General features: G+C 71.0%; 27 protein-coding genes and 1 pseudogene. 14 read left to right on the forward strand and 14 right to left on the reverse strand.

Going from position 1 to position 25,857, the window contains the following annotated elements; all coding sequences use genetic code 11:
* Positions 1 to 31: 31 nt before the first annotated feature.
* Both B9Y95_RS13065 and B9Y95_RS13070 read left to right on the forward strand, forming a co-directional pair.
* Positions 32 to 1,108, forward strand: coding sequence for a carbohydrate kinase family protein (locus B9Y95_RS13065; protein ID WP_085512299.1), 1,077 nt, complete (start codon positions 32 to 34; stop codon positions 1,106 to 1,108).
* Positions 1,109 to 1,133: 25 nt separating this feature from the next.
* On the forward strand, positions 1,134 to 2,156 hold the full coding sequence (locus B9Y95_RS13070) for a LacI family DNA-binding transcriptional regulator (RefSeq protein WP_085512878.1): 1,023 nt from the start codon (positions 1,134 to 1,136) through the stop codon (positions 2,154 to 2,156).
* A 709-nt stretch (positions 2,157 to 2,865) separates the two neighbouring features.
* On the opposite strand, the gene B9Y95_RS13075 is transcribed toward B9Y95_RS13070, so the two are convergent.
* Together B9Y95_RS13075 and B9Y95_RS13080 are read right to left on the reverse strand one after the other, a co-directional pair.
* Positions 2,866 to 4,638 carry a glycoside hydrolase family 3 protein gene (locus B9Y95_RS13075; RefSeq protein WP_085512300.1) on the reverse strand — a complete coding sequence of 591 codons (1,773 nt, stop codon included), beginning with the start codon at positions 4,636 to 4,638 and terminating at the stop codon, positions 2,866 to 2,868.
* Positions 4,639 to 4,774: 136 nt separating this feature from the next.
* Positions 4,775 to 5,728 (reverse strand): alpha/beta hydrolase, encoded by a 954-nt coding sequence (locus tag B9Y95_RS13080; protein ID WP_085512301.1) that lies wholly within the window; start codon positions 5,726 to 5,728, stop codon positions 4,775 to 4,777.
* Positions 5,729 to 5,800: 72 nt separating this feature from the next.
* On the opposite strand from B9Y95_RS13080, the pseudogene B9Y95_RS13085 reads away from it, so the two are divergent.
* From B9Y95_RS13085 to B9Y95_RS13105, 5 genes and pseudogenes are all read left to right on the forward strand, one after another.
* A pseudogene (locus tag B9Y95_RS13085) lies at positions 5,801 to 6,472 on the forward strand (MFS transporter); the annotation flags it as partial.
* Positions 6,473 to 6,522: 50 nt separating this feature from the next.
* A complete protein-coding gene (locus B9Y95_RS13090; protein ID WP_085512303.1) occupies positions 6,523 to 7,374 on the forward strand; it encodes a siderophore-interacting protein in 852 nt (283 codons plus the stop codon).
* A 56-nt stretch (positions 7,375 to 7,430) separates the two neighbouring features.
* Positions 7,431 to 8,381 carry an ABC transporter substrate-binding protein gene (locus B9Y95_RS13095; protein WP_085512304.1) on the forward strand — a complete coding sequence of 317 codons (951 nt, stop codon included), beginning with the start codon at positions 7,431 to 7,433 and terminating at the stop codon, positions 8,379 to 8,381.
* On the forward strand, positions 8,378 to 9,433 hold the full coding sequence (locus tag B9Y95_RS13100; RefSeq protein WP_234994103.1) for a FecCD family ABC transporter permease: 1,056 nt from the start codon (positions 8,378 to 8,380) through the stop codon (positions 9,431 to 9,433). Before B9Y95_RS13095 ends, B9Y95_RS13100 begins: the two co-directional genes overlap by 4 nt.
* A 17-nt stretch (positions 9,434 to 9,450) precedes the next feature.
* Complete coding sequence (locus tag B9Y95_RS13105) at positions 9,451 to 10,458, forward strand: FecCD family ABC transporter permease (RefSeq protein WP_085512305.1); 1,008 nt, start codon at positions 9,451 to 9,453, stop codon at positions 10,456 to 10,458.
* Positions 10,459 to 10,476: 18 nt separating this feature from the next.
* Here the strand turns inward: B9Y95_RS13105 and B9Y95_RS13110 are convergent, their stop codons facing one another.
* The 4 genes from B9Y95_RS13110 to B9Y95_RS13125 form a co-directional block, all read right to left on the reverse strand.
* Positions 10,477 to 10,716, reverse strand: a complete 240-nt coding sequence (locus B9Y95_RS13110; protein ID WP_085512306.1) for a helix-turn-helix domain-containing protein — start codon at positions 10,714 to 10,716, stop codon at positions 10,477 to 10,479.
* The gene (locus B9Y95_RS13115) at positions 10,716 to 11,366 is read right to left on the reverse strand and encodes a DUF2975 domain-containing protein (RefSeq protein ID WP_143736476.1); all 651 of its coding nucleotides are present in this window, start codon (positions 11,364 to 11,366) and stop codon (positions 10,716 to 10,718) included. The genes B9Y95_RS13110 and B9Y95_RS13115 overlap by 1 nt, the downstream gene beginning before the upstream one ends.
* Before the next feature lie 100 nt (positions 11,367 to 11,466).
* Positions 11,467 to 11,799 carry a biopolymer transporter Tol gene (locus tag B9Y95_RS13120; RefSeq protein WP_200811415.1) on the reverse strand — a complete coding sequence of 111 codons (333 nt, stop codon included), beginning with the start codon at positions 11,797 to 11,799 and terminating at the stop codon, positions 11,467 to 11,469.
* An 81-nt stretch (positions 11,800 to 11,880) separates the two neighbouring features.
* Positions 11,881 to 12,189, reverse strand: coding sequence for a hypothetical protein (locus B9Y95_RS13125; protein WP_085512308.1), 309 nt, complete (start codon positions 12,187 to 12,189; stop codon positions 11,881 to 11,883).
* 283 nt (positions 12,190 to 12,472) lie between these two features.
* Here B9Y95_RS13125 and B9Y95_RS13130 point away from each other — a divergent pair, with 283 nt between their 5' ends.
* Entirely contained in the window at positions 12,473 to 12,958 is a 486-nt protein-coding gene (locus B9Y95_RS13130; protein ID WP_085512309.1) for a pyridoxamine 5'-phosphate oxidase family protein, read from the forward strand.
* A 21-nt stretch (positions 12,959 to 12,979) separates the two neighbouring features.
* Here the strand turns inward: B9Y95_RS13130 and B9Y95_RS13135 are convergent, their stop codons facing one another.
* Entirely contained in the window at positions 12,980 to 14,392 is a 1,413-nt protein-coding gene (locus tag B9Y95_RS13135; RefSeq protein ID WP_085512310.1) for an aminotransferase-like domain-containing protein, read from the reverse strand.
* Here B9Y95_RS13135 and B9Y95_RS13140 point away from each other — a divergent pair.
* Both B9Y95_RS13140 and B9Y95_RS13145 read left to right on the forward strand, forming a co-directional pair.
* Positions 14,391 to 15,305 carry a DMT family transporter gene (locus tag B9Y95_RS13140; RefSeq protein WP_085512311.1) on the forward strand — a complete coding sequence of 305 codons (915 nt, stop codon included), beginning with the start codon at positions 14,391 to 14,393 and terminating at the stop codon, positions 15,303 to 15,305. The genes B9Y95_RS13135 and B9Y95_RS13140 overlap by 2 nt on opposite strands.
* 7 nt (positions 15,306 to 15,312) lie before the next feature.
* Positions 15,313 to 15,930, forward strand: a complete 618-nt coding sequence (locus B9Y95_RS13145) for an FMN-binding negative transcriptional regulator (protein WP_085512312.1) — start codon at positions 15,313 to 15,315, stop codon at positions 15,928 to 15,930.
* On the opposite strand, the gene B9Y95_RS13150 is transcribed toward B9Y95_RS13145, so the two are convergent.
* Positions 15,848 to 16,873, reverse strand: a complete 1,026-nt coding sequence (locus B9Y95_RS13150) for a DMT family transporter (RefSeq protein ID WP_085512313.1) — start codon at positions 16,871 to 16,873, stop codon at positions 15,848 to 15,850. The two genes, B9Y95_RS13145 and B9Y95_RS13150, sit on opposite strands and share 83 nt — an antisense overlap.
* Before the next feature lie 32 nt (positions 16,874 to 16,905).
* Between B9Y95_RS13150 and B9Y95_RS13155 the strand changes: the two genes are divergently transcribed.
* Entirely contained in the window at positions 16,906 to 17,493 is a 588-nt protein-coding gene (locus B9Y95_RS13155; RefSeq protein ID WP_085512314.1) for a TetR/AcrR family transcriptional regulator, read from the forward strand.
* A gap of 54 nt (positions 17,494 to 17,547) precedes the next feature.
* Positions 17,548 to 18,357: an SDR family oxidoreductase gene (locus tag B9Y95_RS13160; protein WP_085512315.1), complete on the forward strand. Its 810-nt coding sequence runs from the start codon at positions 17,548 to 17,550 to the stop codon at positions 18,355 to 18,357.
* On the opposite strand, the gene mmuM is transcribed toward B9Y95_RS13160, so the two are convergent.
* On the reverse strand, positions 18,354 to 19,253 hold the full coding sequence (gene mmuM / locus B9Y95_RS13165; RefSeq protein ID WP_234994104.1) for a homocysteine S-methyltransferase: 900 nt from the start codon (positions 19,251 to 19,253) through the stop codon (positions 18,354 to 18,356). The two genes, B9Y95_RS13160 and mmuM, sit on opposite strands and share 4 nt — an antisense overlap.
* 236 nt (positions 19,254 to 19,489) lie before the next feature.
* Between mmuM and B9Y95_RS13170 the strand changes: the two genes are divergently transcribed.
* Positions 19,490 to 21,076: an MFS transporter gene (locus B9Y95_RS13170; protein WP_085512317.1), complete on the forward strand. Its 1,587-nt coding sequence runs from the start codon at positions 19,490 to 19,492 to the stop codon at positions 21,074 to 21,076.
* On the opposite strand, the gene B9Y95_RS13175 is transcribed toward B9Y95_RS13170, so the two are convergent.
* The 5 genes from B9Y95_RS13175 to B9Y95_RS13195 all read right to left on the reverse strand — a co-directional run bounded on the left by B9Y95_RS13175 (position 21,057) and on the right by B9Y95_RS13195 (position 24,211).
* Positions 21,057 to 21,554 (reverse strand): twin-arginine translocase TatA/TatE family subunit, encoded by a 498-nt coding sequence (locus tag B9Y95_RS13175; protein WP_200811416.1) that lies wholly within the window; start codon positions 21,552 to 21,554, stop codon positions 21,057 to 21,059. The two genes, B9Y95_RS13170 and B9Y95_RS13175, sit on opposite strands and share 20 nt — an antisense overlap.
* 15 nt (positions 21,555 to 21,569) lie before the next feature.
* Entirely contained in the window at positions 21,570 to 21,761 is a 192-nt protein-coding gene (locus B9Y95_RS13180; protein WP_079706953.1) for a twin-arginine translocase TatA/TatE family subunit, read from the reverse strand.
* Between the two features lie 56 nt (positions 21,762 to 21,817).
* Positions 21,818 to 22,801, reverse strand: a complete 984-nt coding sequence (locus B9Y95_RS13185; protein ID WP_085512318.1) for an intradiol ring-cleavage dioxygenase — start codon at positions 22,799 to 22,801, stop codon at positions 21,818 to 21,820.
* A gap of 78 nt (positions 22,802 to 22,879) precedes the next feature.
* Positions 22,880 to 23,893: a squalene cyclase gene (locus B9Y95_RS13190; RefSeq protein ID WP_085512319.1), complete on the reverse strand. Its 1,014-nt coding sequence runs from the start codon at positions 23,891 to 23,893 to the stop codon at positions 22,880 to 22,882.
* 42 nt (positions 23,894 to 23,935) lie between these two features.
* Positions 23,936 to 24,211: a hypothetical protein gene (locus B9Y95_RS13195; protein ID WP_085512320.1), complete on the reverse strand. Its 276-nt coding sequence runs from the start codon at positions 24,209 to 24,211 to the stop codon at positions 23,936 to 23,938.
* A 139-nt stretch (positions 24,212 to 24,350) separates the two neighbouring features.
* On the opposite strand from B9Y95_RS13195, the gene B9Y95_RS13200 reads away from it, so the two are divergent.
* On the forward strand, positions 24,351 to 25,841 hold the full coding sequence (locus tag B9Y95_RS13200; RefSeq protein ID WP_085512321.1) for a glycoside hydrolase family protein: 1,491 nt from the start codon (positions 24,351 to 24,353) through the stop codon (positions 25,839 to 25,841).
* The last annotated feature ends 16 nt before the right edge of the window (positions 25,842 to 25,857 follow it).

Consider the following 25,857-nt stretch of genomic DNA (forward strand, 5'->3'; position numbering starts at 1 on the left):
GGTCAGGCCCGGGGCGAAGAACGGAGGGTCCATGGGCGAGATCGTCGTCGCCGGTCACATCTGCGTCGACCTGTCACCAGGGCTGAGCGCGAGCGCACGCATCGATCCGGGCGCGCTCATCGACACCGGCCCGCTCCGCATCTCCCTCGGCGGCTGCGTCGCGAACACCGGCCTGGCCCTCGCCGATCTCGGGAGCACGGTCCGCCTGCACGCGACCGTCGGTGACGATGAACTCGGTGCGATCGTCGCGTCGCGCATCGCCGCGCACGAGCGACTGCACCCGGCACTCGAGGTCACCGACCGGGCCGCTACCTCCTACAGCGTCGTCGTCGAGCCCGCAGGCCTCGACCGGACCTTCTGGCACCACACGGGCGCCAACGAGGTGTTCACCGGCGAGCACCTGGCCGTCGGCGACGCGGACCTCGTCCACCTCGGCTATCCCCCGCTGCTCCCCGGGATCGTCGCCGACGACGCGGCGCCCCTCGCGAAGCTGCTCGAACGGATCCACCGACAGGGCGCGACCACCTCGATGGACCTCGCCGTCGTCGACCCCACGAGCGCCGCCGGCCATCTGGACTGGGAGGCGATCCTCCGGCGCACCCTGCCGATGACCGACGTCGTGAGTCCGAGCGTCGACGACCTGCGTTCGGCGCTCGGCACACTCCGTCTGCCCGCCGGGACCAGCGCATCGCCCCTGGCCCAAGCGGCGGCGTTCGCCGACCTGCTGCTCGCCTGGGGTGCCGGCGTCGTGGCGATCTCGGCCGGCGAGGACGGGCTGCTCCTCCGGGCCGCCGGTGTCGACCGCCTGCGCCTGGGCGGACGGATGCTCGCACCGCTCGCCGAGGCCTGGGCCGACGTCGACCTCGTCGCGCCGCCCGTCCCCGCACCCGCGTTCGTGTCGACCAACGGCGCCGGGGATGCGTCGACCGCCGGCCTGCTCTTCGCGATGTCACGCGGTGCCGCACCGGCGGAAGCCGCCGAACTCGCGGGCGCGAGCGCCGCTGCGACGATCGCCGGGCGCCGGCCGACGGCGTCCGAGATCACCCGACTGCGCCCCGGACTCAGCGGGCTCTTCGGTGTCGCGGGGGCGGACGAGCCGGTCGCGTGATCCCCCATACGCCAGGATGGTGAGCATGCGCAGCTCCCGACCCCCGACCATGAACGACGTCGCCGCGGCGGCCGGGGTCGGGCTGAAGACCGTGTCGCGGTACGTGAACGGCGCGACGAACATCAACCAGGAGCTGTCGGAACGGATCGGCGCGGCGATCGAGGCCCTCGGCTACCGGCACAACCTGGCGGCCGCGAGCATCCGGCCCGGGCGGTCGAGCAAGGTCATCGGGCTCATCATCAGTGACCTGGCGAACCCCTATTACTCGGTGTTGGCACGGTCGGTGGAGCGCGTGTGCACGGAACACGGCTACCTGCTGATGTCCGCGAGCTCCGAGGAGGACGCCGACCGGCACCGACTCCTCGTCGACCGGCTCGTCGCGCAGCGCGTGGACGGCCTCGTCGTCGTGCCACCACGGCAGGCGACCACGGCCTGGGCGACGAGCACGATCGTGCACGTCCCGATGGTGCTCGTCGACCGACCGACCGGGCCGCTGGAGTCGGTCGACGTGCACACGGTGCTCGCCGACAACGCGGGCGGAGCGACCCGTGCGACGGCGGCCATGCTCGCCGCGGGCGCACGTCGAGTCGCGTTCCTCGGCGACTCACTCGAGTTGTACACGATGCGCGAGCGACTCGCCGGCTACCACCGGGCGCTCACCGAGGCCGATCTCGGCGGCGCGACGGGGACGGGTCCGATCGAGCCGATCGTCTCCGATGGCGCACACTCCGTCGAGGACGCTGCGGCGGTCGTGGCGGGGTTCCTGGCGTCGGGCGAGGTCGACGCCGTGTTCGCCGCGAACAACCGGGCAGCGATCGGGGCCATGGAGGCGTTCGCGACGGCCGGACGCCGGCTGCCGCTCGTCGGCTTCGACGACTTCGAGGCGGCACCGCTCGTGACGCCGGCGGTGTCGGTGGTGGCGCAGGACGTGGCGCTCATGGGCCGCGTCGCGGCGGAGACCCTCCTGGCGCTCATCGCCGACGAGGCGGGCCCGCCCATGACGCACACCTTGGACGTACGTCTGGAGCTGCGCGGCTCCGAGCGCTGACGCCCTTCGACAAGCTCAGGGACCGGAAGGGGGCGCTCGGGGACCGGGAGAGGTGCACCCGGACCGCCCTTCGACAAGCTCAGGGACCGGAAGAGGTGCTCCGGGACCGGAGGGGCGTTCACGGACCGGGGAAGCGACCCCCGAGTACGGAGAAACCGCACACGGAGAACCGCTCCCTGAGCCTGTCGAAGGGCACACGGGCAGACGCCGCCGTTCGACAAGCTCAGGGACCGGGGACGGGCGCTCAGGGACCGGGAGGATTGCACCCGGACCGCCCTTCGACAAGCTCAGGGACCGGAAGAGGTGCTCCGGGACCGGAAGAGGTGCTCCGGGACCGTAGGGGCATTCACGGACCGGGGAAGCGACCCCCGAGTACGGAGAAACCGCACACGGAGAACCGCTCCCTGAGCCTGTCGAAGGGCACACGGGCAGACGCCGCCGTTCGACAAGCTCAGGGACCGGGGACGGGTGCTCAGGGACCGGGAGGGGCGTTCACGGACCGGGGGAAGCGACCCCCGAGTGCGGAGAACCGCTCCCTGAGCCTGTCGAAGGGCACGCGGGCAGACGCCGCCCTTCGACAGGCTCAGGGACCGGGGACGGGTGCTCAGGGACCGGGAGAAGTGCACCCGGACCGCCCTTCGACAAGCTCAGGGACCGGAAGAAGTGCTCAGGGACCGGGGACGGGCGCTCAGGGACCGGGGACGGGCGCTCAGGGACCGGCGGGGTACGTGAGGCCGTGGCCGAAACGGAAGAGCGGGTCCTCGGTGTCGTAGGGGACGTCGGACCGACTCGCCTCGACGGCCGCCATCGAGCGCGGCAGATCGAACGGCAGCCGACCCTCCGGCAGCGCCCGGCCGAAGACGACGTCGAGGAACGCCGCGTCACTGCCACCGAAGCTCGCGACCAGCGCCGCGACCGCGTCCACCACCCCGGTGAGGATCGCCGGTCGATCGAGATGCATGTCGAGCACGGTCGGCACCGTCAGCGCGAGCGCCCGCAGCCGCTCGACCTCGTCGGCCGGGATGTCGAGCGATCCGGCGTGGAACATGGCCTCGAAGCCGCCGGGCCGCGGTTCGTACGGCGTCTGCATGCGCACGAGGGCGACGTCCGCCGAAGTCGGATCCGCGACGACCTCGCCGTACGCGCCCGCGAGCTCGGGATCGACGCCCTCGAGGTACAACCGGGGACGTGGCGAGCGCACCGGCAGGGTCTCCTCCACGTTCGTCAGGACGGTGAACGCGCGGCGTTGTGCGGCCTCGCCGGCTGCGACGAATTCCGCGCGGCCGACGATCCCGCTCGCGGCGCCCGCGTCGACGTACGGCTGCTCGAAGAGCCCGAGCACGAACTTCTCACGCAGCAGTCGGCGCACCGAGGCGTCGATGCGATCCTCGGTGACACGTCCCTGCTCGACGAGTTGGACGACGAGCTCGGGTCGGGCCTCGCCGCCGAACTGGTCGCAGCCGGCCTGCAGGATGCGTTCGACCCGGGACAGCTCGTCGAGGTGTTCCAGGCCCCATGCCCGTGCGGGCATGTCCTGTCCCATGATCGACGTGTCGGTGACGAGCCCCCAGTCGGTGCAGACGATGCCTGCGAACCCGAGCTCCTCGCGGAGGAGCCCCGTGATGATCCCGTGGTTGAAGGCGAACGCGACCTCCTCGTGTTCGGTCCCGACGGGCATGCCGTAGTAGGGCATCATCTGCGCGGCTCCGGCGGCGATCGCGGCGCGGAACGGGATGAGGTGGTGGTCGAAGTTGTCGCCGGGGTACACCTGTTCGCGTCCGTAGGCGAAGTGCGGGTCCTCCCCGTCGAGCTGGGGCCCGCCACCCGGGAAGTGCTTCGTCATCGTCGAGACCGACTGCGCCCCGAGTTCGGCGCCCTGGAACCCTCGGATGTAACCGGCGACGAGTTCGGCACTGAGCTCGGCGTCCTCCCCGAACGTGCCGCCGATGCGCGACCAGCGCGGTTCGGTCGCGAGGTCGACCTGCGGGTGGAGCGCCAGCCGGATCCCGACGGCGAGGTACTCCTGCCTCGCGGTGTCGGCGAACGCCTCGACGAGGTCGGCCGACCCGATCGCCGCGAGGCCGAGCGTCTCGGGCCACTGCGAGAACGCGCCGGCACGGGCCGCCGTCCCGACGTTGTCGGTGAAGTGGTTGCGCGGGTCGGTCGACAGCGTGACCGGGATGCCGAGTCGCGTGCGCGACGCGCGCTCCTGCAGGGCGTTGGTCCACTCGGCGAGGGTCGTCGTGTCGGGCGCGGTGCCGAGGACGTTGAAGTGGGACATGAGCTGCTCGCCGATCATGTGCTCGCCGCTCGCGAGTCCCATGTGCGGGTTCGCCTCGTCGATGGGGCCCGGGGCGATCATCGTCTGGAAGAGCATGCCGGCCTTCTCGGCGACGGTCATCCGCGCGAGGAGGTCCTCCACCCGGTCCTCCACCGGCAGGCTCGCGTCGCGGTAGGGCAGCGCCGGTTCGTGCTCGCTCATGGGTGGTCCGTTTCTCGTCAGTGAGTGGGGCGGCGTCGGGATCACCCGGGCTCAGGCGAGCCGGAAGCGAAAACCGAACTCCGTTCGGGAACGGAGCGTGACTCCAGTATGCCCGCTGACGAGGATCACGCAAGACTCAGCCGGTGTGGTTCCCCATGGCGCGCAGCCCGTCGGCCAGCCAGTCCAGCGACGGGGAGACGCCTGGTGCGACCGGATGGCGATTGAGGTGGCCGTGCAGGACGCCCGACTCGAGCCGGCTCCGCACGGGAGCACCGGCCGCCTCCGACGCCGCGATGAGCAGCTCCCCCGACGGCCGGAGGTCGTCGAACTCCGAGAGCAGGACCGACAGCGGCGGGCGGTCCGGGGTCACGGGGACGATTCCCGGCAGGGCGAGCTCGGGCACGTCCTCCAGCCGACCGACGTAGTTCCCGACCATCCAGTCGATCGACTCGGTCGGGAACCGCATGAAGTCCGGCAGGACCGACATCTCAGCCAGGACGTCCGCGGGCAGGGCGGGCACGGCGGCGTGCAGGAACGGGTAGGCCAGCAGCACGGCGTCCGCGCGACGATCGCTGCGGAGTGACGCGGCGAGCGCGAGGGCCGCTCCGGCGCTGGCCCCACCGATGGCCGTCCGCGCACCGGGAACGGCCGACCGCTCGTCGTCGAGCTGCTCCCAGACCGCGAGCACGTCGTCGAGCGGCACCGGGTACCGCGTCGTGCCGTCCGCCAGCCGGTAGTCGACGGAGACGACCTCGGCACCCGCTCTCGCCGCCAGTTCGGCGCTCACGACGTGCGCCTCCGGCCAGTCGAGCGTCCCCGCCGCGAAGCCGCCGCCGTGCACCCAGAGGAGGGCGACACCACTGGGGTCGGCCGGGACGTAGCGCCGGATCGGGACCGCACCGTGCGGACCGTCGACGGTCTCGTCGGTGATCACCACGTCGCTCGGTGGGCTCCATGGCCCGTCGTCACCGTAGGCTGCGAGTCGTTCCTGGAACGCCTCGTCGAGCGTCCCGCCGGCGGCAGCGCGATCGGCGTTCGAGAACCCGTCGAAGAGGCTCAGGCGGTCGCGGTAGTACGGATCGAGTGACATGCGCCGAGCCTACCCAGCCGACTCGGTCGACCCAGCCGACTCAGACCACGATGCCGCCTCGGTGAGGGGTTCGGTTGGCGCGCGGTGTTCGGGATCGTCGCCGCCGCCACCGCGCTCCTCGGCGTCCTCGCGGTCGTCGTCGCTCCCCGCGTGGCAGGCAGCGCCCCCGGGCGTTCGAGGCGCATGGGTGCGGCGCTCCGCATCCCCGCGGTCGTGACGATCCTCGTGGCCCTCGCCGTCTGCATCATCGGCCAGAACATCGCGTACACCTCTCTCGCACCGGTCCTGTCCTCCCGCGGGACGCCCGTGCCACTCGGGTTGCTCCTCGCAACCTTCGGTGTGGCGTCGGTCGTCGGCACGCTCGGCGCCGGACGGCTGGCGAACCTGCGCCTCGGGGCGACCATCCTCACGGCCGCCCTCCTCGGGACCGTCGGCCTCGCCGTCGTGGCCTGGGATCCCCCGGTCGTCGTCCTCCTCTTCGCCGCGGCAGGCTGGGGGCTCGCCTTCGGCGCCTACTCCGTGCTGTTCCAGGCGGCGATCGCGCGGGTCGCCGGGAACGCTGCTGACGCGGCCCAGTCGGCGCTCGTCACGGTGTGGAACTGCTCGATCGCCACCGGCGGGGCGGTCGGCGGGATCATCCTCGGCACCTGGGGTGCGACCCTGCTCCTCCCGGCCGCCGCCGCGCTGACCGTCGTCGCCATCCCCCTCTGCGCCGTGATCGCACGCGCCGTCCGCCGCGGGTGAACGACGGAGGACCCGGCACGCCGGAGCCGGGTCCTCCTAGACTCGATGCGATGCCCGTCCCGTTCCTGCACTCGCCGAACATCCTGTTCGACACCGTCGTGTACCGCACGGAACGACTGTCGCCCGGCTTCGTCCGTCTCACCCTCGCCGGTGCCTCGCTCGCCGACTTCGCCCCGTACGAGCGGGACCAGCGGATCAAGATCCTGCTGCCGGAAGACGACGGCGCGTACCCGGAAGGACTCCACGGTGGCCTGCCGGAGCACGCGTGGCGGCAGGCGTGGCGTGCACTCCCACCGGCGGACCGCCCGGTGATGCGCAGCTACACGGCCCATCGCGTCAGGCCGGCGCTGCAGGAGGTCGACCTCGACGTGTTCATCCACGAGCCGGCCGGCCCGGCCAGTCGATGGGCGCTCGGGGCGCGGGTGGGCGACCGGTTGCTCGTCTCGGGTCCGGACGTCCGTCGCGGCGAGCCGGCACACGGCGTCCAGTGGGCACCCGGTACCGCGACGACCGTCCTCGTCGCCGCCGACGAGACCGCCTTCCCGGCCGTCCACGGGATCCTGCGCTCCCTCGACGAGGACGTCCGCGCCCACGTCCTCCTCGAGCTCGGCGACCCCGCCGACACCGCCCTGCTCGGGCCCCTGCTCGAGCGTCACACGGTCGAGGTCCATGAACGGGCCGGGCAGGCGGGCGGAGACGCGCTCGTCGCCGGCGTCGAACAGTGGCTCCGCACACACGGATCGTCGGCGGCGACACTGGGCACCGGCTTCGCCGCCTGGCTGGTGACCGAGAGCACCCGGATCCCCCTCCTGCGCGCCGCGACGACCGACCACGGGATCGACCCGGAGCGCGTCCACGGGCAGGGCTATTGGAACGCCCGCCCCAGAGCCACCCCTGAATGAAGGTTATGCTTGCCTTACTCGGTCGCGTCCGTCGCGACCCGTTCGAAAGGTGATCCGTGCCCCTCCTCCTCGCCGATCGTCGACGTCTCGTCGCTGTCACCGCCCTCTCCATCGCCGCCCTCTCCATCGCCGCCCTCGGCCTCTCCGCCTGCAGCAGCTCGAGCGCCTCGACCCCCTCGGACACCGCGACGAGCGCGACGCACGTCATGGAGCACGCCCACGGCGAGACCAGCATCCCCGACGCACCCAAGCGGGTCGTCGTGCTCGAACCGGTGCAGCTCGACACGACCGTCGCGCTCGGCATCACCCCGGTGGGCGCAGCGGTGCTGAACGAGACCGCCGGCGTCCCCGCCTACCTCGGCGAGCAGGCCGCCGACATCCCCACCGTCGGGACCGTGGCGGAGCCGAACGTGCAGCTGATCGCCGCTGCGAAGCCCGACCTCATCATCGGCACCGAGTCGCGGCACTCCGCCCTCTACGACCAGTTGTCCGAGATCGCGCCGACCGTCTTCATGGCGACGCAGACCGACCCCTGGCGCGACAACGTGCAGTTCGTCGCCGAGGCACTCGGGGACCCGGACGGCGCGGACGGACTCCTCGACGCCTACGACGCACGCTGCGGCGAGATCGCCAAGGAACACGACACGGCCGGCAAGACGGCACAGCTGATCCGCCCGCGCGACGGCGTCCTGACGCTGTACGGCCCCACCTCCTTCGCCGGCAGCACCCTCGAGTGCGCCGGGTTCACGACGCCCGAACACGCCTGGGAGGACATCTCCCTCGACCTCTCCCCCGAGCGCGTGCTCGAGGCGAAGGCCGACCAGGTCTTCGTGACGAGCGTCGACCCCGACGACACCTCGACGCTGCCGGCCTCCCTCACCGCGAACACGGACGCCTTCCCCGAGTTGCACCTCGTCGACCAGTCCTTCTGGATCACCGGCGTCGGCCCCCTCGGCGGTATGGCCGTCCTCGACGACCTCGACCGGCTGCTCTCCGACGGGTCGTGACGAACCCGACCGCGATCGTGACCGTCCGCGACACCTCGGTGAGAGGACGGGCGCCGCGGCGCCACCGCCTGCTCGTCGTACTGCTCGCGGGCGTCGCGGTGCTCGCGGTCGCCGTCCTCCTGTCGCTGTTCGTCGGAGCGAACCCCGTCGCGTCGGATGACGTCCGTGCGGCGCTCCTCGGCACGGGCTCGGACGAGGCGGACTTCGTCGTGTGGGACCAGCGGGTGCCGCGCACGGTCGCGGCGCTGGCCGTCGGTGCGGCCCTGGGTGTCGCTGGTGCGCTCATGCAGGCGTTCACCCGGAACCCGCTCGCCGACCCCGGCATCCTCGGGGTCAACGCCGGGGCAGGCTTCGCGGTCGCCGTCGGCCTGGCGTTCCTCGGCGTCCGGGCGCCGGGCGACATCGCCTGGCTCGCCTGCGGTGGGGCGCTCGTCGTCACCCTCGTCGTGTACGCGATCGGTTCCGGCGGGCGTGAGCAGTCCTCCACCGCCCGCCTCACCGTCACGGGTGTCGCCTTCGGCGCCGTGCTCGCCGGGCTGACGACGGGGATCGCGATCACGCACCCCGACGCGTTCGACCGGATGCGCGGCTGGAACGCCGGCAGCCTGCTCGAACGCGACCTCGGTGTCGTCGTGCCGGTCCTCCCCTTCCTCGCCGTGGGGCTCGTCCTGGCCGCCGCGAGCGCGCGAAGCCTCAACGCGATCGCCCTCGGCCCGGACGTCGCCAGATCACAGGGCGTCAGCGTCGCGCGCAGTCGCATCCTGGTGCTCGCCTCGGTGACGCTGCTCGCCGGTGGCGCCACCGCGATCGCCGGCCCGATCGCCTTCGTCGGCCTCGTCGTGCCCCACCTCGTACGTTGGTCGGTCGGCAGCGATCAGCGCCGCATCCTCGGGGGTTCGGTCCTCGTCGGCTGCGTCCTCGTGCTGTGCTCCGACGTCGTCGGACGGATCGCGGTGCTCCCGGGCGAGATGCCCGTCGGGCTCGTGACCGCGTTCGTCGGGGCGCCCGTCCTCATCGCGCTCGCCCGACGCAGAACGGCCTCGGGCCTGTGAACACGACACGGGAACGAGTGACCGCAGGTCCGAGCACCGGACGCCGACCTGCACGACGCACCCTCCTCGTCTGCGCCGCCGTCGTCCTGGCGATCGTCGTCGCGGCGATCGCCGGTCTCGCGCTCGGCGACTACCCGCTGACCACCGACGAGGTGATCGGCGTCCTCACCGGACGCGTCGACGGCCTGGCGCGCACCGTCGTGCTGGACTGGCGCCTGCCCCGGGTCCTCGCGGCGATCGGCTTCGGCGCAGCGCTCGGTGTCTCGGGAGCGATCTTCCAGACGCTCACCCGGAATCCGCTCGCGAGCCCCGACATCATCGGCCTCGCGAACGGCTCGTTCACTGGGATGCTCGTCGCGCTCCTCCTGCTCGGCGGCAGCTGGCCGACATTGATGGCCGGATCGCTGCTCGGCGGCCTGGCTGCCGCGGTCGCGATCTTCCTGCTGGCCCTCCGCCAGGGCTTGTCGGGCTTCCGCTTCATCGTCGTGGGCATCGGCGTCTCGGCCATGCTCGCCGCGTTCAACAGCTGGCTGCTGCTCCGAGCCGACCTCGACGTCGCGCTCTTCGCGGCGGCCTGGGGTGCGGGGACGCTCAACACCGCGACCGCGACCGTCGTCTGGCCGTCACTCGCGTGCCTCGTGGTGCTCTTCGCGATTCTGCCGTTCGCCGCCCGTCCGCTCCGCCAGCTGGAACTCGGCGACGACGTGGCCGCCGCGACCGGGGTGCGCCTCACCCGCGAACGCGCCATCCTCATCGGCCTCGCGGTCGCGCTGGTGAGCGCGGTGACCGCGGTCGCCGGCCCGATCGCGTTCATCGCCCTGGCCGCTCCGCAGATCGCACGCCGGCTGACCCGCTCGCCGGGCATCCCGCTGGTCGCGACAGGACTCGTCGGCGGCCTCCTGCTCCTCGCGTCCGACCTCGTGGCCCAGCATCTGATCCCGCTGACGGTGCCGGTCGGCGTCGTCACGGTGGTCGTCGGCGGCCTGTACCTCACGCAGTTGCTGCTCCGGGAACGCCGGCGCTGACGGTCGGTACCGGACCGCTCAGCGGGCGTCGTCGAGCTCCAGCAGTTCGCCGACCGTGCAGTCGAGCACCCGGCAGATCGACGTCAGCGTCGAGAACCGGATCGCCTTCGCGCGGTCGTTCTTCAGCACCGACAGGTTCACCACGCTCACCCCGACGAGCTCGCTGAGCCGGGCGAGGGTGAGACCGCGGTCGGCGAGCAACCGGTCGAGGTTGCAGTGCACGCCGGTCGCGACGTCCTCCTCGGGCGCCGGCACCATCAGACGAGTCCCTCGGTGTCGGCGCGCAGGCGCTCACCGGTGCGGAAGGCGATCGCGAGGCCGCCGACCGCCATGGCGACGAGCACCGGGATCCAGGTGAGCGGATAGGGGGTTCCTTCGACGGCGCCGTCGGTCGCGGCCGCGAGCGCGCCGTTCGACGCCATCGTGCCGAACCAGGTGTCCGCGATCCACCCGCAGAGGATGGCGATGGAGGCGATCGAGAGCAGCCGTGCGTTCCCGGGGGCGAAGGCGTCGCCACGCAGCAGGCGGCGGAAGAAGCGGAACGCGCAGACGATGACCACGAGGTTCGCGATCGCCGGCAGGACCGCGGCGAGCAGCACACATACGAGGGTCACCACCGGAAGGTCGGCCACGACGACCGAACCCTGGTCGATCGTGAAGGAGCCGGCTCCTGCCGCACCCGGCAGGACTGCATCGACGGCGTCGAAGAACACGGGCACCCGGGTCCCGTCGGTGCCGAAGATATCGAGCAGCCGGAGGACGAGCGTGACGACGACGGCCCCCGCCGCGACGACGGCGGCACCGAGCACGGACACGAGGTCGTTGCGGGTGGAGCGCTGGGTCTTCGCGGCCTGCCAGGCCGCGTGGTCGAAGCCGGACGGCGTCGGGCGATCGGTGGACTCGGTCATGATCATCACATCCATATCGATTGTCGTTGGTATCGATAAACGATATGCCGAGACCGATCAGAACGCAAGAGCGGGCGGAGAGCACGTCCACCCGGCCGGATCACCCTGGCGGTGACTCGTCGAGCGCCTCGAGCTCACGCAGTGCCGCCTCGGCGCGCTCGAGACGATCGCCCTCCGGCTCGTCCCACCACTTCGGGCCGCGTTCACCGAGCCCGTGCTTGGCGAGGCCGACGCGACGGCGGGCGGCAGCGACCGCGCCGTCGTCACCCGCCCGCTTCGCGACGCCGACGCCGGAGCGCCCGCGGCCGAGGTGGGACTGCAGGGACGCGACGAGCTCCGACGGCAGAATCGGATCCGTCCGGCGCCAGCGCCTGCCGTTCACCACGAACCAGTGGTCGTCCTCCACCGGCCCGCCGTCCGATCCCGGCGTCACGGGTGCCTCCTGGAGACGACGCAGGGCCCGGCCCACCGCGAATGCGGACGAGACCGGGCCCTGGAGGTCATGATGGCGCGATCAGCCGTTCTTGACGGCGTCGAGCACGCCCGCCCATCCGAAGGCGGAGATGGCGTCGGCGAAGGTCGAGTCGCCGCGCCCCTCGCCGATCTGCTTGCCCAAGGCGTCGCGGACGACGACCGTGTGGTCCTTCTCGGCCTCGGTGCCGTTGCCCTCCTCGATGAAGTCGATGTGGATCTCGCTGTCGCCGAGGGTGCCGGTGACCGTGGTCGTGGCGTCCTTCTCGGTGGTCTTCGTCGTGAGGAACGGACCGCCGCCAAGTGCCGCGAGCGCCTCGTTGATCTGGTTCGTGAGCGATGAGGTGTTCATGTGTCTCTCCCTACGGTGGTGAAGAGTCCAGGGTAGTGAGCGGACCCGGGAACGACGGGAGCATGGCGCTCGCGCACGAGATGTGCGATAGGGCGACCGGAGACGTCGACGGGAGACGGCGACCGGACACGACGACCGGAGTCGCCGCAGGAGCAGAAGATCGGCCTCGCGTCAACGGTCGGCACCATCCAGGTGCGGTCGGAGCCGCGAGTCGTAGGCTGCGAGCCACGCAGACCGGCACCCCGACACCGACGGGCCGGTCGACGAGACGAAGGAGACCCTCATGGCCGGAGACACCGACCCCTACACGACCCTCAACAAGCTGCTCGCGGACTTCCGGTTCGCGATGCTCACCACGGTGGACCTCGACGGCAAGCTCGTCGCCCACCCGCTCACCGTCCAGGAGCGCGAGTTCGACGGCGACCTGTGGTTCATCGTCGGCAAGGACGCCTCCGCCGTGCAGCAGCTCGACGTCAACCCGAACGCCGGCGTCACGCTGAGCTCGGACAGCTCATGGGTGTCGCTCGCCGGCACCGCCGAGCTCGTCGACGACCACGCCAAGCTGGAAGAGCTGTGGAACAGCGTCGTCGAGGCCTGGTTCCCGGACGGCCCCTCCGACCCGCGCGTCGGTCTGCTGAAGTTCTCGGCCGACAGCGCCGAATACTGGGACAGCCCCGGCGGCAAGATCGCGACCGCCGTCGCGTTCGTGAAGTCGAAGGTCACCGGCGAGACCTACGACGGCGGCGACAACGCGAAGCTCGACCTGTAACGAGCGGTCGCCTGGACACCCTCAGGCGCGTTCGTCCGCCAGGACACCGCCGAGGATGCGGGCCGCCTCATCGAAGCGCCCCGCGTCCTCGCCGGAGTAGTTGACCCGGAGGTAGGGCCCCGCGGGCTCCGCCGGGAACCACTCGGTGCCGTCGGAGACGATGAGCCCACGACTCTCGCAGGTGCGGACCACGCGCGGCACATCGGTGCCTTCGGGGAGCCGCAGCCACAGGTTCAGTCCACCGAGCGGCAACCGCTCGAGGTGCGCCGTCGGGGCGTGCTCGCGCAGGCACGCGACGAGCAGGTCCCGCCGGGCCCGGAGGAGCGGTCGCAGACCACGGAGGTGCGACCGCCACCCGGGCTGGGTGACGACGTCGAGGGCGGCGGCCTGCAAGACCCCGCTGATGTACATCGACTCGGCGGCCAGGTCGGCCAGGATCCGGTCGTGGGCGGGCCCCCGCGCGATGACGGCGGCGACCCGCAGCGCCGGTGAGACGCTCTTGGTCAGCGACCGCAGGTAGATGACGTGTCCGTCGTCGTCGAGCGCGGCGAGCGGCCGGGCGTCGACGTCGATAGCGAGGTCGTGCGCCCAGTCGTCCTCGACGAGGAACGCGCCGTGCCGCCGGACGGTCTCGAGGATCGCGACCCCGGTCTCCGGCGACCAGCGGCCGCCGGTCGGATTCGCGAAGGTCGGCTGTGCGTAGAACGCCCGCGCACCGGTGTCCTGGAACGCGCGCTCCACGACGTCCGGGTCCGGTCCGTCGGGACCGGTCGGCACGGGGACAAGCGTCACGCCCGCCTGCTCGGCCGCGAGGATCGCGCCCCAGTAGCTCGGCGACTCGATGAGCATCGGCTGCCCCGGACCGACGAGCGCACGGAAGATCGAGCTGAGTCCGCTCTGACTGCCGGAGATCACGATGACGTCCCGGGCGGTCGGCGGGGTGACCCCGGGCGGTGCGGCTGCCGCGAGGTCGGCTGCGAACCACGCCTGGAGCTCCGGCGATCCGGCCGCCGGCGATCGGGTCATCGCCACGTCGGTACGGGCGGCGCGGGTGAGCGCGGCACGGACCAGCCGTTCGGGCAACAGTTCTCGGGCGGGGTATCCGGAGTGCATCGCGATCGCGGCGGGTGCGACCGACCGTTGCGCCGAGGACAGCGCGCCAGAGCGCCACGGCAGCGCGCCGAGCGCGGCGGTCTGCCAGCCGTAGTCCACCGACCGCGCCGGACGAGCCGCCCGCACGAAGGTGCCGACGCCCGGCCGACTCTCGATGAGTCCTCGCCCGGCGAGCTGGCGCATCGCGTTCTGGACGGTGACGGGGCTCGCTGCGAACTCGGCGGTCAACGCCCGATTGGAGGGCACGCGCGCACCCGGAGGTGCCGCTGCGATCCAAGCGGTCATGGCGGCGACGATCCGCCCGGTGCTATCGTTGTCCATGAATCCACAGAGTAGCGTTATCGTGACCCCGGCGCGAGTGTTATCCCGCAGCGGGCTCGGCTGGGGCTTCCTCGGCGTCCTGGCGTTCTCGTTCACGGTCCCCGTCACGAAGGTCGCACTCGTCGGCCTCTCGCCGCTCTTCATCGGTTCCGGGCGCGCGGTCGTCGCAGCCCTGCTCGCCGCGATCACCCTCGCCACCCTGCGAGCGCGGCGACCGACCGGCATGCAGTGGGCTCGCGTCGCGATCGTCGCCGGCGGCGTCGTCGTCGGATTCCCACTCCTGACCTCCTTCGCGCTGACCACCGCTCCCGCCGGTCACAGCGCCGTGGTGATCGGCCTCCTCCCGGCGGCGACGGCGGTCGCCGCCGTCCTCCGGGGCGGCGAGCGCCCGACGCTCCGCTTCTGGGTCTTCGCCGGCTCGGGCGCGGTCGCGGCGATGCTGTTCGCCTCCGTGCAGCACGGCGGCCTCGCGCCGATGGCCTGGTCGGACCTCCTCCTGCTCGGCGCCGTCGTCGCGGCCGCCGTCGGCTACGCGGAGGGCGGACTGCTCGCCCGGGAGCTGGGCTCCTGGCAGACGATCTCCTGGGCGCTCGTCGTGGCAGCACCGCTCATGGTCGCCCTCACGGCACTGTCGGTCGTCCAGCAGCCGCCGACCGCAGCCATCGGCACCTGGCTGGCGTTCGGCTACCTCGGCATCGTGAGCATGTTCCTCGGCTTCTTCGCCTGGTATCGCGGACTCGCCATCGGCCCGATCGCCCGGGTCAGCCAGATCCAACTCGTCCAGCCGGTGCTGAGCATCATCTGGGCGACCCTCATCCTCCGCGAGCGACTCGACTGGGCCACCGTGCTCGGCGGGCTCGCGGTCATCCTGTGCGCCGGCCTCGCCGTCCGCACCCGTCTCGACCGGAAGTGACCCCACCATGCGCCACACCCCCACGTACCTGATGACCGACGTCGACGAGGTCAAGCGCCTCATCCGCAACCACCCGTGGGCGACGTTCGTCTCGCCCGCGAGCACCGGACTCGTCGCCTCCCACTACCCGGCGATCCTCGAGGAGGACCGGGACGAGCTGTCGATCGTCAGCCACTTCGGCCGACCGGACGAGCGCTCGCATGAGCTCGGCGAGCACGAGATCCTCGTCATCATCCAGGGACCGCACGACTACGTCTCGCCGAGCTGGTACCCGGAGGGCCAGCTGATCCCGACGTGGAACCACGTCACCGCGCACCTGTACGGCACGCCGGAGGTCCTCAGTGAGGACGAGAACTACGAGATGCTCTCGCGACTCACCGACCACTTCGAGGATCACCGACCGGACGGCCGCCACCTGTCCCAGGACGAGGCCGGCACCCGGCGGGCCGCGAAGGGGACGGTCGGCCTGCGGATGCGTGTGACCCGCTTCGACGCCCGCGCGAAGCTCAGTCAGAACAAGACGCCCGAGGTGGTCGACGACATCACCGCGCACCTTGCGGAGCGGAATCCGGCACTGGCCGAGGAGATGCGCCGTCAGCAGGATCGGCGGCCGGCGGGGCACTGAGTCGACGGGCACTGACCCGACGGGCACCGACGCGACCGCGGGCGTCGCTCGCGAGCACGAGGGCGACGCCCGCCGCACTGAGCAGGAACCCGCCGGCCGTCAAGAGCGTGAACGGCTCCCGGAACAGGAGCGCACCCGCGACGGCGGTCGTCGGCGCGACGAGGAACAGGAGCGCATTGAGGACCGTGACCCCGATGCGACGCAGCAGCCACCAGTAGAGCCCGTAGGCCGACAGCGTCGGGACGAGCGCGAGGAAGAGCGTCGTCAGCCAGAAGGTCGCGTCGCCCGGCGGCACCGCCTCACCGGTCGCGAGGGCGAGCACCGCGAGGAGCACCATGGTCGCCGTCGCGTGGACGGTCAGCGTGAGGAGGACCGGGGATCGGTGCACGGAGCGCCGTTCCAGGATCGTCGCGGTGATGAGGCTGACCATGGCCAGTGCGGGCAGGGCGTAGGCGATCGGCGGCGCATCCGAGGCGCCGAACTGGGACTGCACGATGAGGAACACCCCGACCGCGCCGATCCCGAGTCCCAGCCACTGGGCCCCTGGAACCCGCACATGCAACAGCGGTCCGGCTAGTGCCGCGATGACGAGCGGCTGGACGGCGTCGATGAGCGCGGTCGTCCCGGTCGAGATGCCCACCGCGACCGAGGCGTAGACGAACACGACGTAGCCGAACTGCGCGAAGAGGCCGATGACGAGCTGCGACCGCGCCTGTGCCCGGGTGGCGTTCCGCCACTGCCCGCTCAGCAGCAGCACGATCGCGAGCCCCACGGCGAGCGGGACGAACCGCCAGAGGAGCACGGTGAGCACCGGCACGTCCTCGGTTCCGATCTTGGCGACGATGAACCCGGAGCTCCACGCGAGGACGAACCCGATCGCCGCGAGGGGGACGATGACCGCTCGGATCGCACGAACCACAGGTATACCGATCTGTTTACTCATTCCCGCAGTATACAGACTGGTATAGTTTTCGCATGACGGTCGACACTCCAGAGCTCGCACCCCTCACGCCGGGCGCCCGACGCGTGCTCGACGCCGCCTCCGTGCTCTTCTACGAGAACGGCATCCACGCGGTCGGCGTCGACACCATCGCCGAGGCGGCCGGGGTCACGAAGAAGACGCTCTACGACCGCTTCGGCAGCAAGGAGGCCCTCGTGCTCTCCTACCTGCAGCATCGCGACGCCCGCTGGCGCGTCTGGGTCGACGAGTTCCTCGCCCGACACCCGGAGCCCGGGATCGACCGGGTCCTCGCGATCTTCGACGCGGCGATCGGCTGGTCGGACGACAACAGCCCCAAGGGCTGCAGCGCCGTCAACGCACGCGCGGAGATCCCCGACCACGCGACGAGCGGCCTCGTCCTCCCCGAGGTCACCCGGCAGAAGCAGTGGCTGCTCGACCGCTTCGCCGAACTCATCACCGAGGCAGGCCTGTCCGACCCCGGAGCGCGCGCCCGCGAACTCATGCTGCTGTACGAGGGCGCCATCGTGACGGTCGGGATGCGCACCTTCCGCGAACCGTTCGAGACCGCCCGCGCGATCGCCGGCCGCCTCCTGGCCACCTGACCGGAGCCGGACCCGGCCTGTCGGCGACCGCCCGACATCGCGTAGGGTCTCGGGATGGACTCCACCGACGACGCCACCGCCGCCGACCGCGAGAACAGCACCGACCGCATCGCCATCGTCACCGGGGTCGGACGCCGCCGCTCGATCGGCGCGGGACTCGCCACCGGCCTCGCCGCGGACGGCTGGAACCTCGTCCTCAACGCCTGGCGGCCCTACGACGAGCGCCTCGGCTACGAGCGGACCCCCGACGACCCCGAGGCGATCGCGGACGAGTGCCGTGCGCTCGGCGTGACCGTCGAGCTCGTGTCCGGTGACCTCGCCGACCCGGCGTTCCCGGCCGAACTCGTCGGGCGGGCGGCGGAGCTCGGTCCCGTGTCGGGGCTCGTCATGTCGCACTGCGAGTCGGTGGACAGCTCGATCCTGACAACGGACGTCGACAGCTGGGACCGCCACTTCGCCGTGAACGCGCGGGCGACGTGGCTCCTCATCAAGGCCTTCGCCGAACAGCTCCCCGTGCAGGAGGCACCGCCCCGGGTGGCCGGTCGCATCGTCGCCCTCACGAGCGATCACACCGTGAACAACCTCCCCTACGGGGCGAGCAAGGGTGCGCTCGACCGCATCGTGACCGCTGCGGCAGTGGAGCTGGGCGACCGCGGGGTGCGGGCGAACGTCATCAACCCGGGTCCGATCGACACGGGCTGGATGACCGACGACATCCGCCGCTGGGGCACCGAGGCGACGCCCGCCGGCAGGCTCGGCACGCCGTCCGACACCGCCGACCTCGTCCGCTTCCTGTTCTCGCCGGCGGGCTCCTGGATCAACGGCCAGGTGCTCTCGAGCAACGGCGGCTTCAACGTCGGCTAGGAACGTGCGTCCCGGCCGACCCGCGCACGGATGTCGGCGATGTCGGTCGGCATGATCCGGCAGCAGCCGCCGACGATCGTCGCCCCGGCCTCCAGCCAGGCCTCCACCTCGCCGACCCCGGCGGCTCCGCGCCAACAGCGGGCGTCGGCGTCCCAGCGCTCGCCCGAGTTCGGATAAACCACCACGGCCTTGTCCGTCACGGACCGCGCGGCGGCGATGGCCGGGAGGACCTCGTCCGGGTGCGAGCAGTTGACACCGACGGCCTGGAACTCGTCGATCCGCTCGACGAGACGGAAGCCCTCGGCCATCGGTTCACCCGACCGCAGACGACCGTCCTCCACCGTGAACGACAACCATGCCGGCACGCCCGAACCCCGCACCAGATCGGCGAGCGCCGTCGCCTCGTCGAGCGTCGGGATGGTCTCGAGGGCGAGGAGGTCGGGGCCGGCGTCGGCCAGCACTGCCAGACGCCGCTCGTGCCACTGCCGCAGCTCGGTCCGACTGAGACCGGAGGCACCCTGGTACTCCGAGCCGTCGCCGAGCGTCGCGCCGTACGGACCGACCGACGCGGCGACGAGGAGCGGGCCGTCGGGGTCCGATTCCGACCGCGTGTCGCGCGCCGCACGCGCCAGCTCGACGCTCGATCGCAGGAGCCGTTCGGTCTCTTGAACCGAGATGCCGATCTGCTCGAACGCCTCGAACCCGACCTGGTACGACGCCGTGATCGCGATCTGCGCACCGGCGGCGAAGAACTCCCGATGAGCGTCCAGAATCGACTGTGGCTTCTCCAGGAGCAGACGAGCACTCCACAGCGCGTCGGAGAGGTCGTGCCCGCGTGCCTCGAGCAGCGTTCCGAGACCACCGTCGAGGGTCCAGACACCGCGCCGAACATCCATGCCGTCCATTGTGCCCGCACCACCGCGGGGAGGGGCGCCACTGGACACCTGGTATTGTCTATACCCGTCCAGAGCCGAGAGGACGCGTTCTCCCCGAGAACGACCCGCCACCCGACGTGAAGCTCCCCGAGCTCCGTGCCAGTGCAGCATGGCGATCCTCCGGCATTTCTCGGGCACTGAGCGATTACGCGAGTGCCGAATGATTCAACACGACTGTCAGGAAACGAGTACTGCTTGTGAACTCCAGCGACAACGCGGCATCATCGTCCCCCGCATCCCCCTCCCCTAAAACCGGCCGGAAGCCGGCCCGCAAGACCAGGCGCCTCCGCGTCGACGACGTCCTCGTCGTCAAGCGGTCGCGCATCCGCACCGCCATCTCGGGCACCGTCGTCGGCAACTTCATGGAGTGGTTCGACTTCGGCATCTACGGCTACCTCGCGGTCACGATGACCGTCGTCTTCACCGAGGGCCTCCCTCCTGAGGCCGGCATCCTCGTCACCCTGTTCGGCTTCGCCGTGTCGTTCCTCGTGCGTCCGCTCGGCGGGCTCGTGCTCGGACCACTCGGCGACAAGATCGGCCGGAAGAAGATCCTCTTCCTCACGATGTCGATGATGGCTGCAGCCACCGCGCTCATCGGCGTGCTGCCGACCGCCGCCCAGATCGGGCTGTGGGCCATCGCCCCGCTGTACCTCCTCAAGATGATCCAGGGGTTCTCGACCGGTGGTGAGTACGCCGGCGCGTCCACCTACGTCGCCGAGTTCTCACCCGACCGTCGCCGTGGGTTCTGGGCCTCCTGGCTCGACGTCGGGTCCTACGTCGGCTTCGCGGCCGGTGCCGGGACCGTCGCCCTCACCACGCTGATCGCGGAGGGCCTCGCCGGCCCCGACGCGATGACCGAGTTCGGTTGGCGCATCCCGTTCCTCATCGCCCTGCCGCTCGGTGCGGTGGCGGTGTGGTTCCGCCTCAAGATCCCCGAGACCCCGGCCTACGAGGTCGCCGAGACTGCCGGTGGGATCGAGTCCGAGCACGAGGACCCCATGGCCCGCCAGGGTGTCTTCGGGATCTTCCGTCACTTCTGGCGCCAGATCCTCATCGCGATGGCGATCGTCGCCGCGACGAACACCGCAGGCTACGCGCTCACGAGCTACATGCCGACCTACCTCGAGAAGGACGTCGGCGTCTCCAACCTGACGGCCGCGGTCGCGACCATCCCGGTCCTGCTGATCATGTCCGCCTGCCTGCCGCTCGTCGGCCGGATGTCCGACAAGCTCGGTCGCAAGCCCGTCTACCTGATGGCGGTCGGCGCGAGCCTCGCCCTCATGGTGCCGGCGTTCGCGGTCATGCAGATCGGCGAGATCTGGGCGATCTTCATCGCCCTGTTCATGGTCGCCGTCCCCGTCGCCCTGTGGGCGGGACCGTCTGCGGCCTCGCTGCCGGCGTTCTTCCCGACGGCGTCCCGCTTCGGCGCGATGGCGATCGCCTACAACCTGTCGGTCTCGCTCTTCGGTGGCACCACGCCACTGTTCAGCGAGTTCCTCATCCAGCTCACCGGCAACACCTTCATGCCCGCGTTCTACATCATGTTCTTCGCGGCAGTGGCGGGCGTCGGCGTGCTCACGATGCGGGAGACGGCTCGACGTCCGCTCATCGGCTCGGTGCCGACGGTCGAGACGAAGGCCGAGGCGGAGGAACTCGTCAAGGGGCAGGACGACAACCCGCTCATCGACACCCACACGATGCCGCTCGACATCCTGCCGCCCGCGTCGACCACCGGCGCCACGGCGGACGGCCAGGACGGACGCGTCACGACGCCCGCCGGCTAGCGGGTTCGTCGACGCGTTCGTCGACGCGTTCGTCGAGGACGACGCGTTCGGTGATCACGATCGGGGCGGGTGCGCGGTGCGCATCCGCCCCGTCGCGTCCGACCCGCTCGAGGAGCGCGGCCTGCCAGCCGCCGCTCGCGACCGGCTTCGCCGGGACAGACGGCACGGTCGGCTCCACCTGCACCTCCGACGTCGTCGACTCCTCAGGCTGCGCGACCGGCCCACGCTCCTCGACGAGCGCCTCCTGGATGATCCGTCGGGGATCGAACTGTCGAGGGTCGAGGCGTTTCCACTCGGTCGGGTCGAACTCGGGGCCGAGCTCCTCGGCGGCTCGCGCCTTGGTCGTGGCGACGAGGTCGCGGACGGTGCGGACCAGCACCCCGAGTTTCTCGGCGTACACCGGCAACTGTTTCGGGCCGATGAGCACGGCCGCGAGGATGCCGATGACGATCAGCTTGTCCATGGTGAGTCCGAACACGATGCGCTCCGATGATCAGGCGGCAGGGGTGTCGGCGCGAGTGTCTGCGCGCGTATCTGCGTCGCCCGACACCTCGTCCTTCAGGATGCGTGCCGACTGCCCGACGCTGCGGGCCAGGCTCGGGAGCTTCGCGGCGCCGAAGAACAGCAGGATGACGGCGAGGACGATGAGGGCGTGCCAGCCGGTGAGGTTCTGGAGGAATCCCATGACGGGTCCTTTCGGGTCGATGCGGGTCGGGACGGGAGTGCGTGGAGGTGCCGCGGTCAGCGTCCGCTCGGCGGCGTTCCTCCGCCGCCGCCAGCCCCGCCACCGCCGGACGGAGCGGCACCGGCGGTCGGCGTCGTCGTGGTGTCCACCCGCACGGTGAGCGCCACCTGATAGCCGGAGGACGCGTCGCCCGTCACCGTCGCGAGCTGTAGTGCACCGCCGTCGTCGCCGAAGACGTTGTCGTCGTCGAGACTCACCTGGGCGAGGTTCGCGCTCGAGCCGTCGTAGCCGGACAGCGCGTAGACGGTGTCGCACGCCGCCTGCGGGAGGGCGACCTGGGAGGTCGCGATGGCGTTCGCGGAGTCGGAGATGTCGTTCACGGTGGGGTACACCTCGAAGTGGATGTGCGGCCACCGGCCCGAGTAGCAGGCCGGGAAGATCGAGGTGTACGAAACGGTCCCCGAGCTGTCGGCGACCTGGACGCCGCGGAGGTAGGTCTCGTCCTCGATCCCGTCGGAGTACATCGAGTAGCCACCCGACGCGTCGCAGTGCCAGACGTACACGGCGACGTCGGCGAACGGGGCGTCACCGTTCGCCATGTCGAGGATGGTCAGCGAGAGGGCCATGGGGACCCCGCTGGCAGTCGTACCCGATCCGATGCTCGATCGGATGTCGCTGCGGACGATGCCGGACTCCTCGAGCACGTCGGCTCCGTTCGAGCCGTCGCCCGGGTAGGGGCCCGCGGTCTCGTCGGGGATCTCGCCGGTAGGCAGGTCGCCGGTCGCGGTCGCGGTGCTCGTGCCGGTACTCGCAGCGCCGGTGCTCGTGCTGCTACTGCCGGACGCCCCGGTGGAGCAGGCGGCGAGCGCGACGGCCCCGACCCCGGCGCCCACGAGGCTCAGCACCGTGCGTCGGCTGACGAGGGTTCCGAGGTCGAACGCGACGCCCTGGTCGACGACCTCCTCGTCGGCCCGGTCGAGCAGGCGGCCCTCGTAGGCCGGGCCGTCCGGGGTGGTCTCGGGTGTCGGGATCCTGCTCATGGTGCGCCTCGCCTTCGTCTGCGATCGGTGGTCTCGATCGGTGGTGAGACGAGCATCGGCGTGCCGGCTATGGGCTTCCTATGAGCCGTCCATACGTCGTCGATGGGTCTGCTGGGCGGTTGCCGAGTCCGCATCGTCCCACCAGGCGAGGACCCGGGAACCGATGAGCGTGAGCCACTTCGACGGCTCACCCTCCGGCACGTCGGTGTCGAACCAGACGCGTCCGGGGAGGACCCGTCCCTGCAGCCAGATCCCGTCCGACCGCCGTGCCGCGCGGACGAGCTCGACGGCGTCGGCGAGGCGCGGATCCGGGGGTGTGCCGCCGGCGAGAGACGCGTCCCGGAAATGGTCGAGGGCGGCGAGGGCGCTGTAGCGGTAGCGGTTCGGGTAGACGAAGTGGTCCACGAACGGGCCGACCCGCTCACCCGTCGTCGCCCGGTTGAGGAGTCGTCGCGTCAAGAGGTACTCCTCGCCACCTTGCCGGGCCTCACGAACACTCGAGTCCCCCGTGTACGACTCATACGCCAGGAGACCGCGCACCGCGTTGAGGGTCGAGTGGAAGGAGGACCGCACTGAGTCGCCCTCCTCCGCCTCGCAGTTCCAGCCGCCGTCGGCGAGGCGATGCGTGGAGAACCAGGCGGCGAGCGGGGTGACGTCGACGTCGAGCCAGGCGCCGGTGGCGAGCGTGAAGGAGTTGATGCAGACGTCGACCTCACCGCCCCAGTACGGCAGATCGTCGTACTCCCAGCGACTGTTGGCGGTCAGGCGCTCGGCAGTGTCGGTCAGGGCCCCGGCATCGACACCCCATTCGCGGAGGTCCTTGAGCGCCCAGGTGGTCCCGACCCAGGGCTGCCCGGGCTCCTCCTGCTCGGCACTGCCGAAGAACCCGGCCGGGAAGTAGGCGCCGCCCGCCCACTGTCCGTCAGGGTCCTGATGCGCGAGCAGCTCGGCACCGAACCCGGTCGCCGCCACGGCGCCCCGCGTCGCCTCCCAGACCTCGGGTGGCGCTCCCGCCAGGTCTCGTTCGACCTGCCACCGGATGGCCGGGTCGGCGTCGAGCAACCAGTCGAGCAGCTTCGGATCGATCGCCATGCGGGAACGCTACTCCCCGGTGGCGCGCTCCGACAGGGTGGATCAGCGCGGGGTGGCCTTGAGCCCGTTGGGCGGCCCGTCGCGGTCGGAGGCGGTGCGCGGCACGTCGTACCGCACGAGCGCGTCGGCGCGTTCCAGGCTCGGTTGCACGCTCATCAACACCCGCTTGAGTGGATCGATGTCCCAGGCGATGACGAAGTAGGCGTCGGCACCACCCCGATCACGGCGCCGTTCGATGACCGCCTTCGGGATCACCGGGTCGTTCCGCATCACGAGCCACGTGTCGTGGTCGAGGCGGATCGGATGCGGGCGGGTCATGTGTCGAACATACGTTCGAATGTCGCGTGAGGCAAGTCGATACTCGAGCTGCTTAATTTTGCTTAACCGCTTGACCATCTTCACCGCACCTCGCTACGGTAACTGCGTAACCGATTAACCACTCACTGCAGAGGACGTCATGAACCAACGAGGGTTCCACCAGCCGAACGGCGCATGGGTCGGAGACGTCATCCCCTGGCAGGAGGACGGTGTCTTCCACCTCTTCTACCTGCACGAGTCACGTCGGGTGCCCAAGATCGGCATGCCGTGGCATCGCGTGACCACCCGCAACCTCGTCGACTTCGACGACCTCGGCGAGGCACTGGCGTCGGGCGGACCGTCCGCGCCGGACTTCAACGTCTACACGGGCAGCGTCGTCCTGGACCCCGACGGTGTCCACCACGTCTTCTACACGGGACAGCACCCGGAGCGCCGCGGTGCCGACGGTCTGGCGCTGCAACTCGTCATGCACGCCGTCAGCACCGACGGCATGCGCACCTGGGAGCGCCGGGAGGCCGACACCTTCGGCGCCACCGCAGGATATGAGACCGCCGACTGGCGGGACCCGTTCGTCTTCTGGGACGAGGACGCGGCCGTCTGGCGGATGCTCATCACCGCCCGACACGCACACGGCCCGGAACGGCGTCGCGGCGTCATCGCCCAGTGCACCTCCACGGACCTCTCGATCTGGGAACCGGTCGAGCCGTTCTGGGACCCGCGCCGCTACATCGCCCACGAGTGCCCCGAGGTCTTCCAATGGGGCGACTGGTGGTACCTCGTGTACTCCGAGTTCAGTGAGTCGTTCACGACGCGCTACCGGATGTCCCGCACCCTGCACGGCCCCTGGCTCGTCCCCGAGCACGACACGCTCGACGGTCGCGCCTACTACGCGGCGAAGTCCGCCGCCCGCGACGGACGCCGGTTCTTCTTCGGCTGGATCGCCTCGCGTGAGGGAGCCCACGACGCGGGCGCCTGGCAGTGGGCCGGCACCATGTCGGTCCTCGAAGCGGAGCAGCGTGCCGACGGCAGCCTCGCCTTCCATCCACCGGTCGAACTCCGCGAGACGTTCGGACCCGCCGAGGAGCGGACGGACGCCGTCATCACCTCGGGCACGGTCCTGAGCGCCCCCGACGGGTACGCCGACGCCCTGTCGGCCGTGGACGCACCGAGTTCCTTCCGACTGGTCGCCCGGTTCGACATCGCCCCCGGCACGACCGAGTGCGGCGTCCTCCTCCGGGCGAGCGACGACGGCGACGCGGGCTACGTCCTGCGCCTGGAGCCGAAGCGCGACCGCCTCGTGTTCGACCGCTGGCCCCGCTCCAGCACCGGCACGGAGCAGTGGCAGATCTCCGGCGACGTCCCGTTCGTCGTCGAACTCGAACGCCCCTGCTACCTCGCCCCCGGCTTGCACGAGCTCGAGGTGATCGTCGACGGCGACCTCTGCGTCGCGACCGTCGACGACGCGGTCGTCCTCAGCACGCGCCTCTACGACCGACCGGCTGGTCGCGTCGGCGTCTTCGTCGGTGAAGGGACCGTCACCGTCGAGGCGTGCACGCTCCTGGAACGCGACGGCGGCGACTCCGACGACGACCCCACCTCACACCGACTCCTCACCAGCACCACGTCCTGATCCCGACACCACGCTC

The sequence above is a fragment of the Plantibacter flavus genome, from assembly GCF_900177615.1.
Taxonomy (GTDB): domain Bacteria; phylum Actinomycetota; class Actinomycetes; order Actinomycetales; family Microbacteriaceae; genus Plantibacter; species Plantibacter flavus.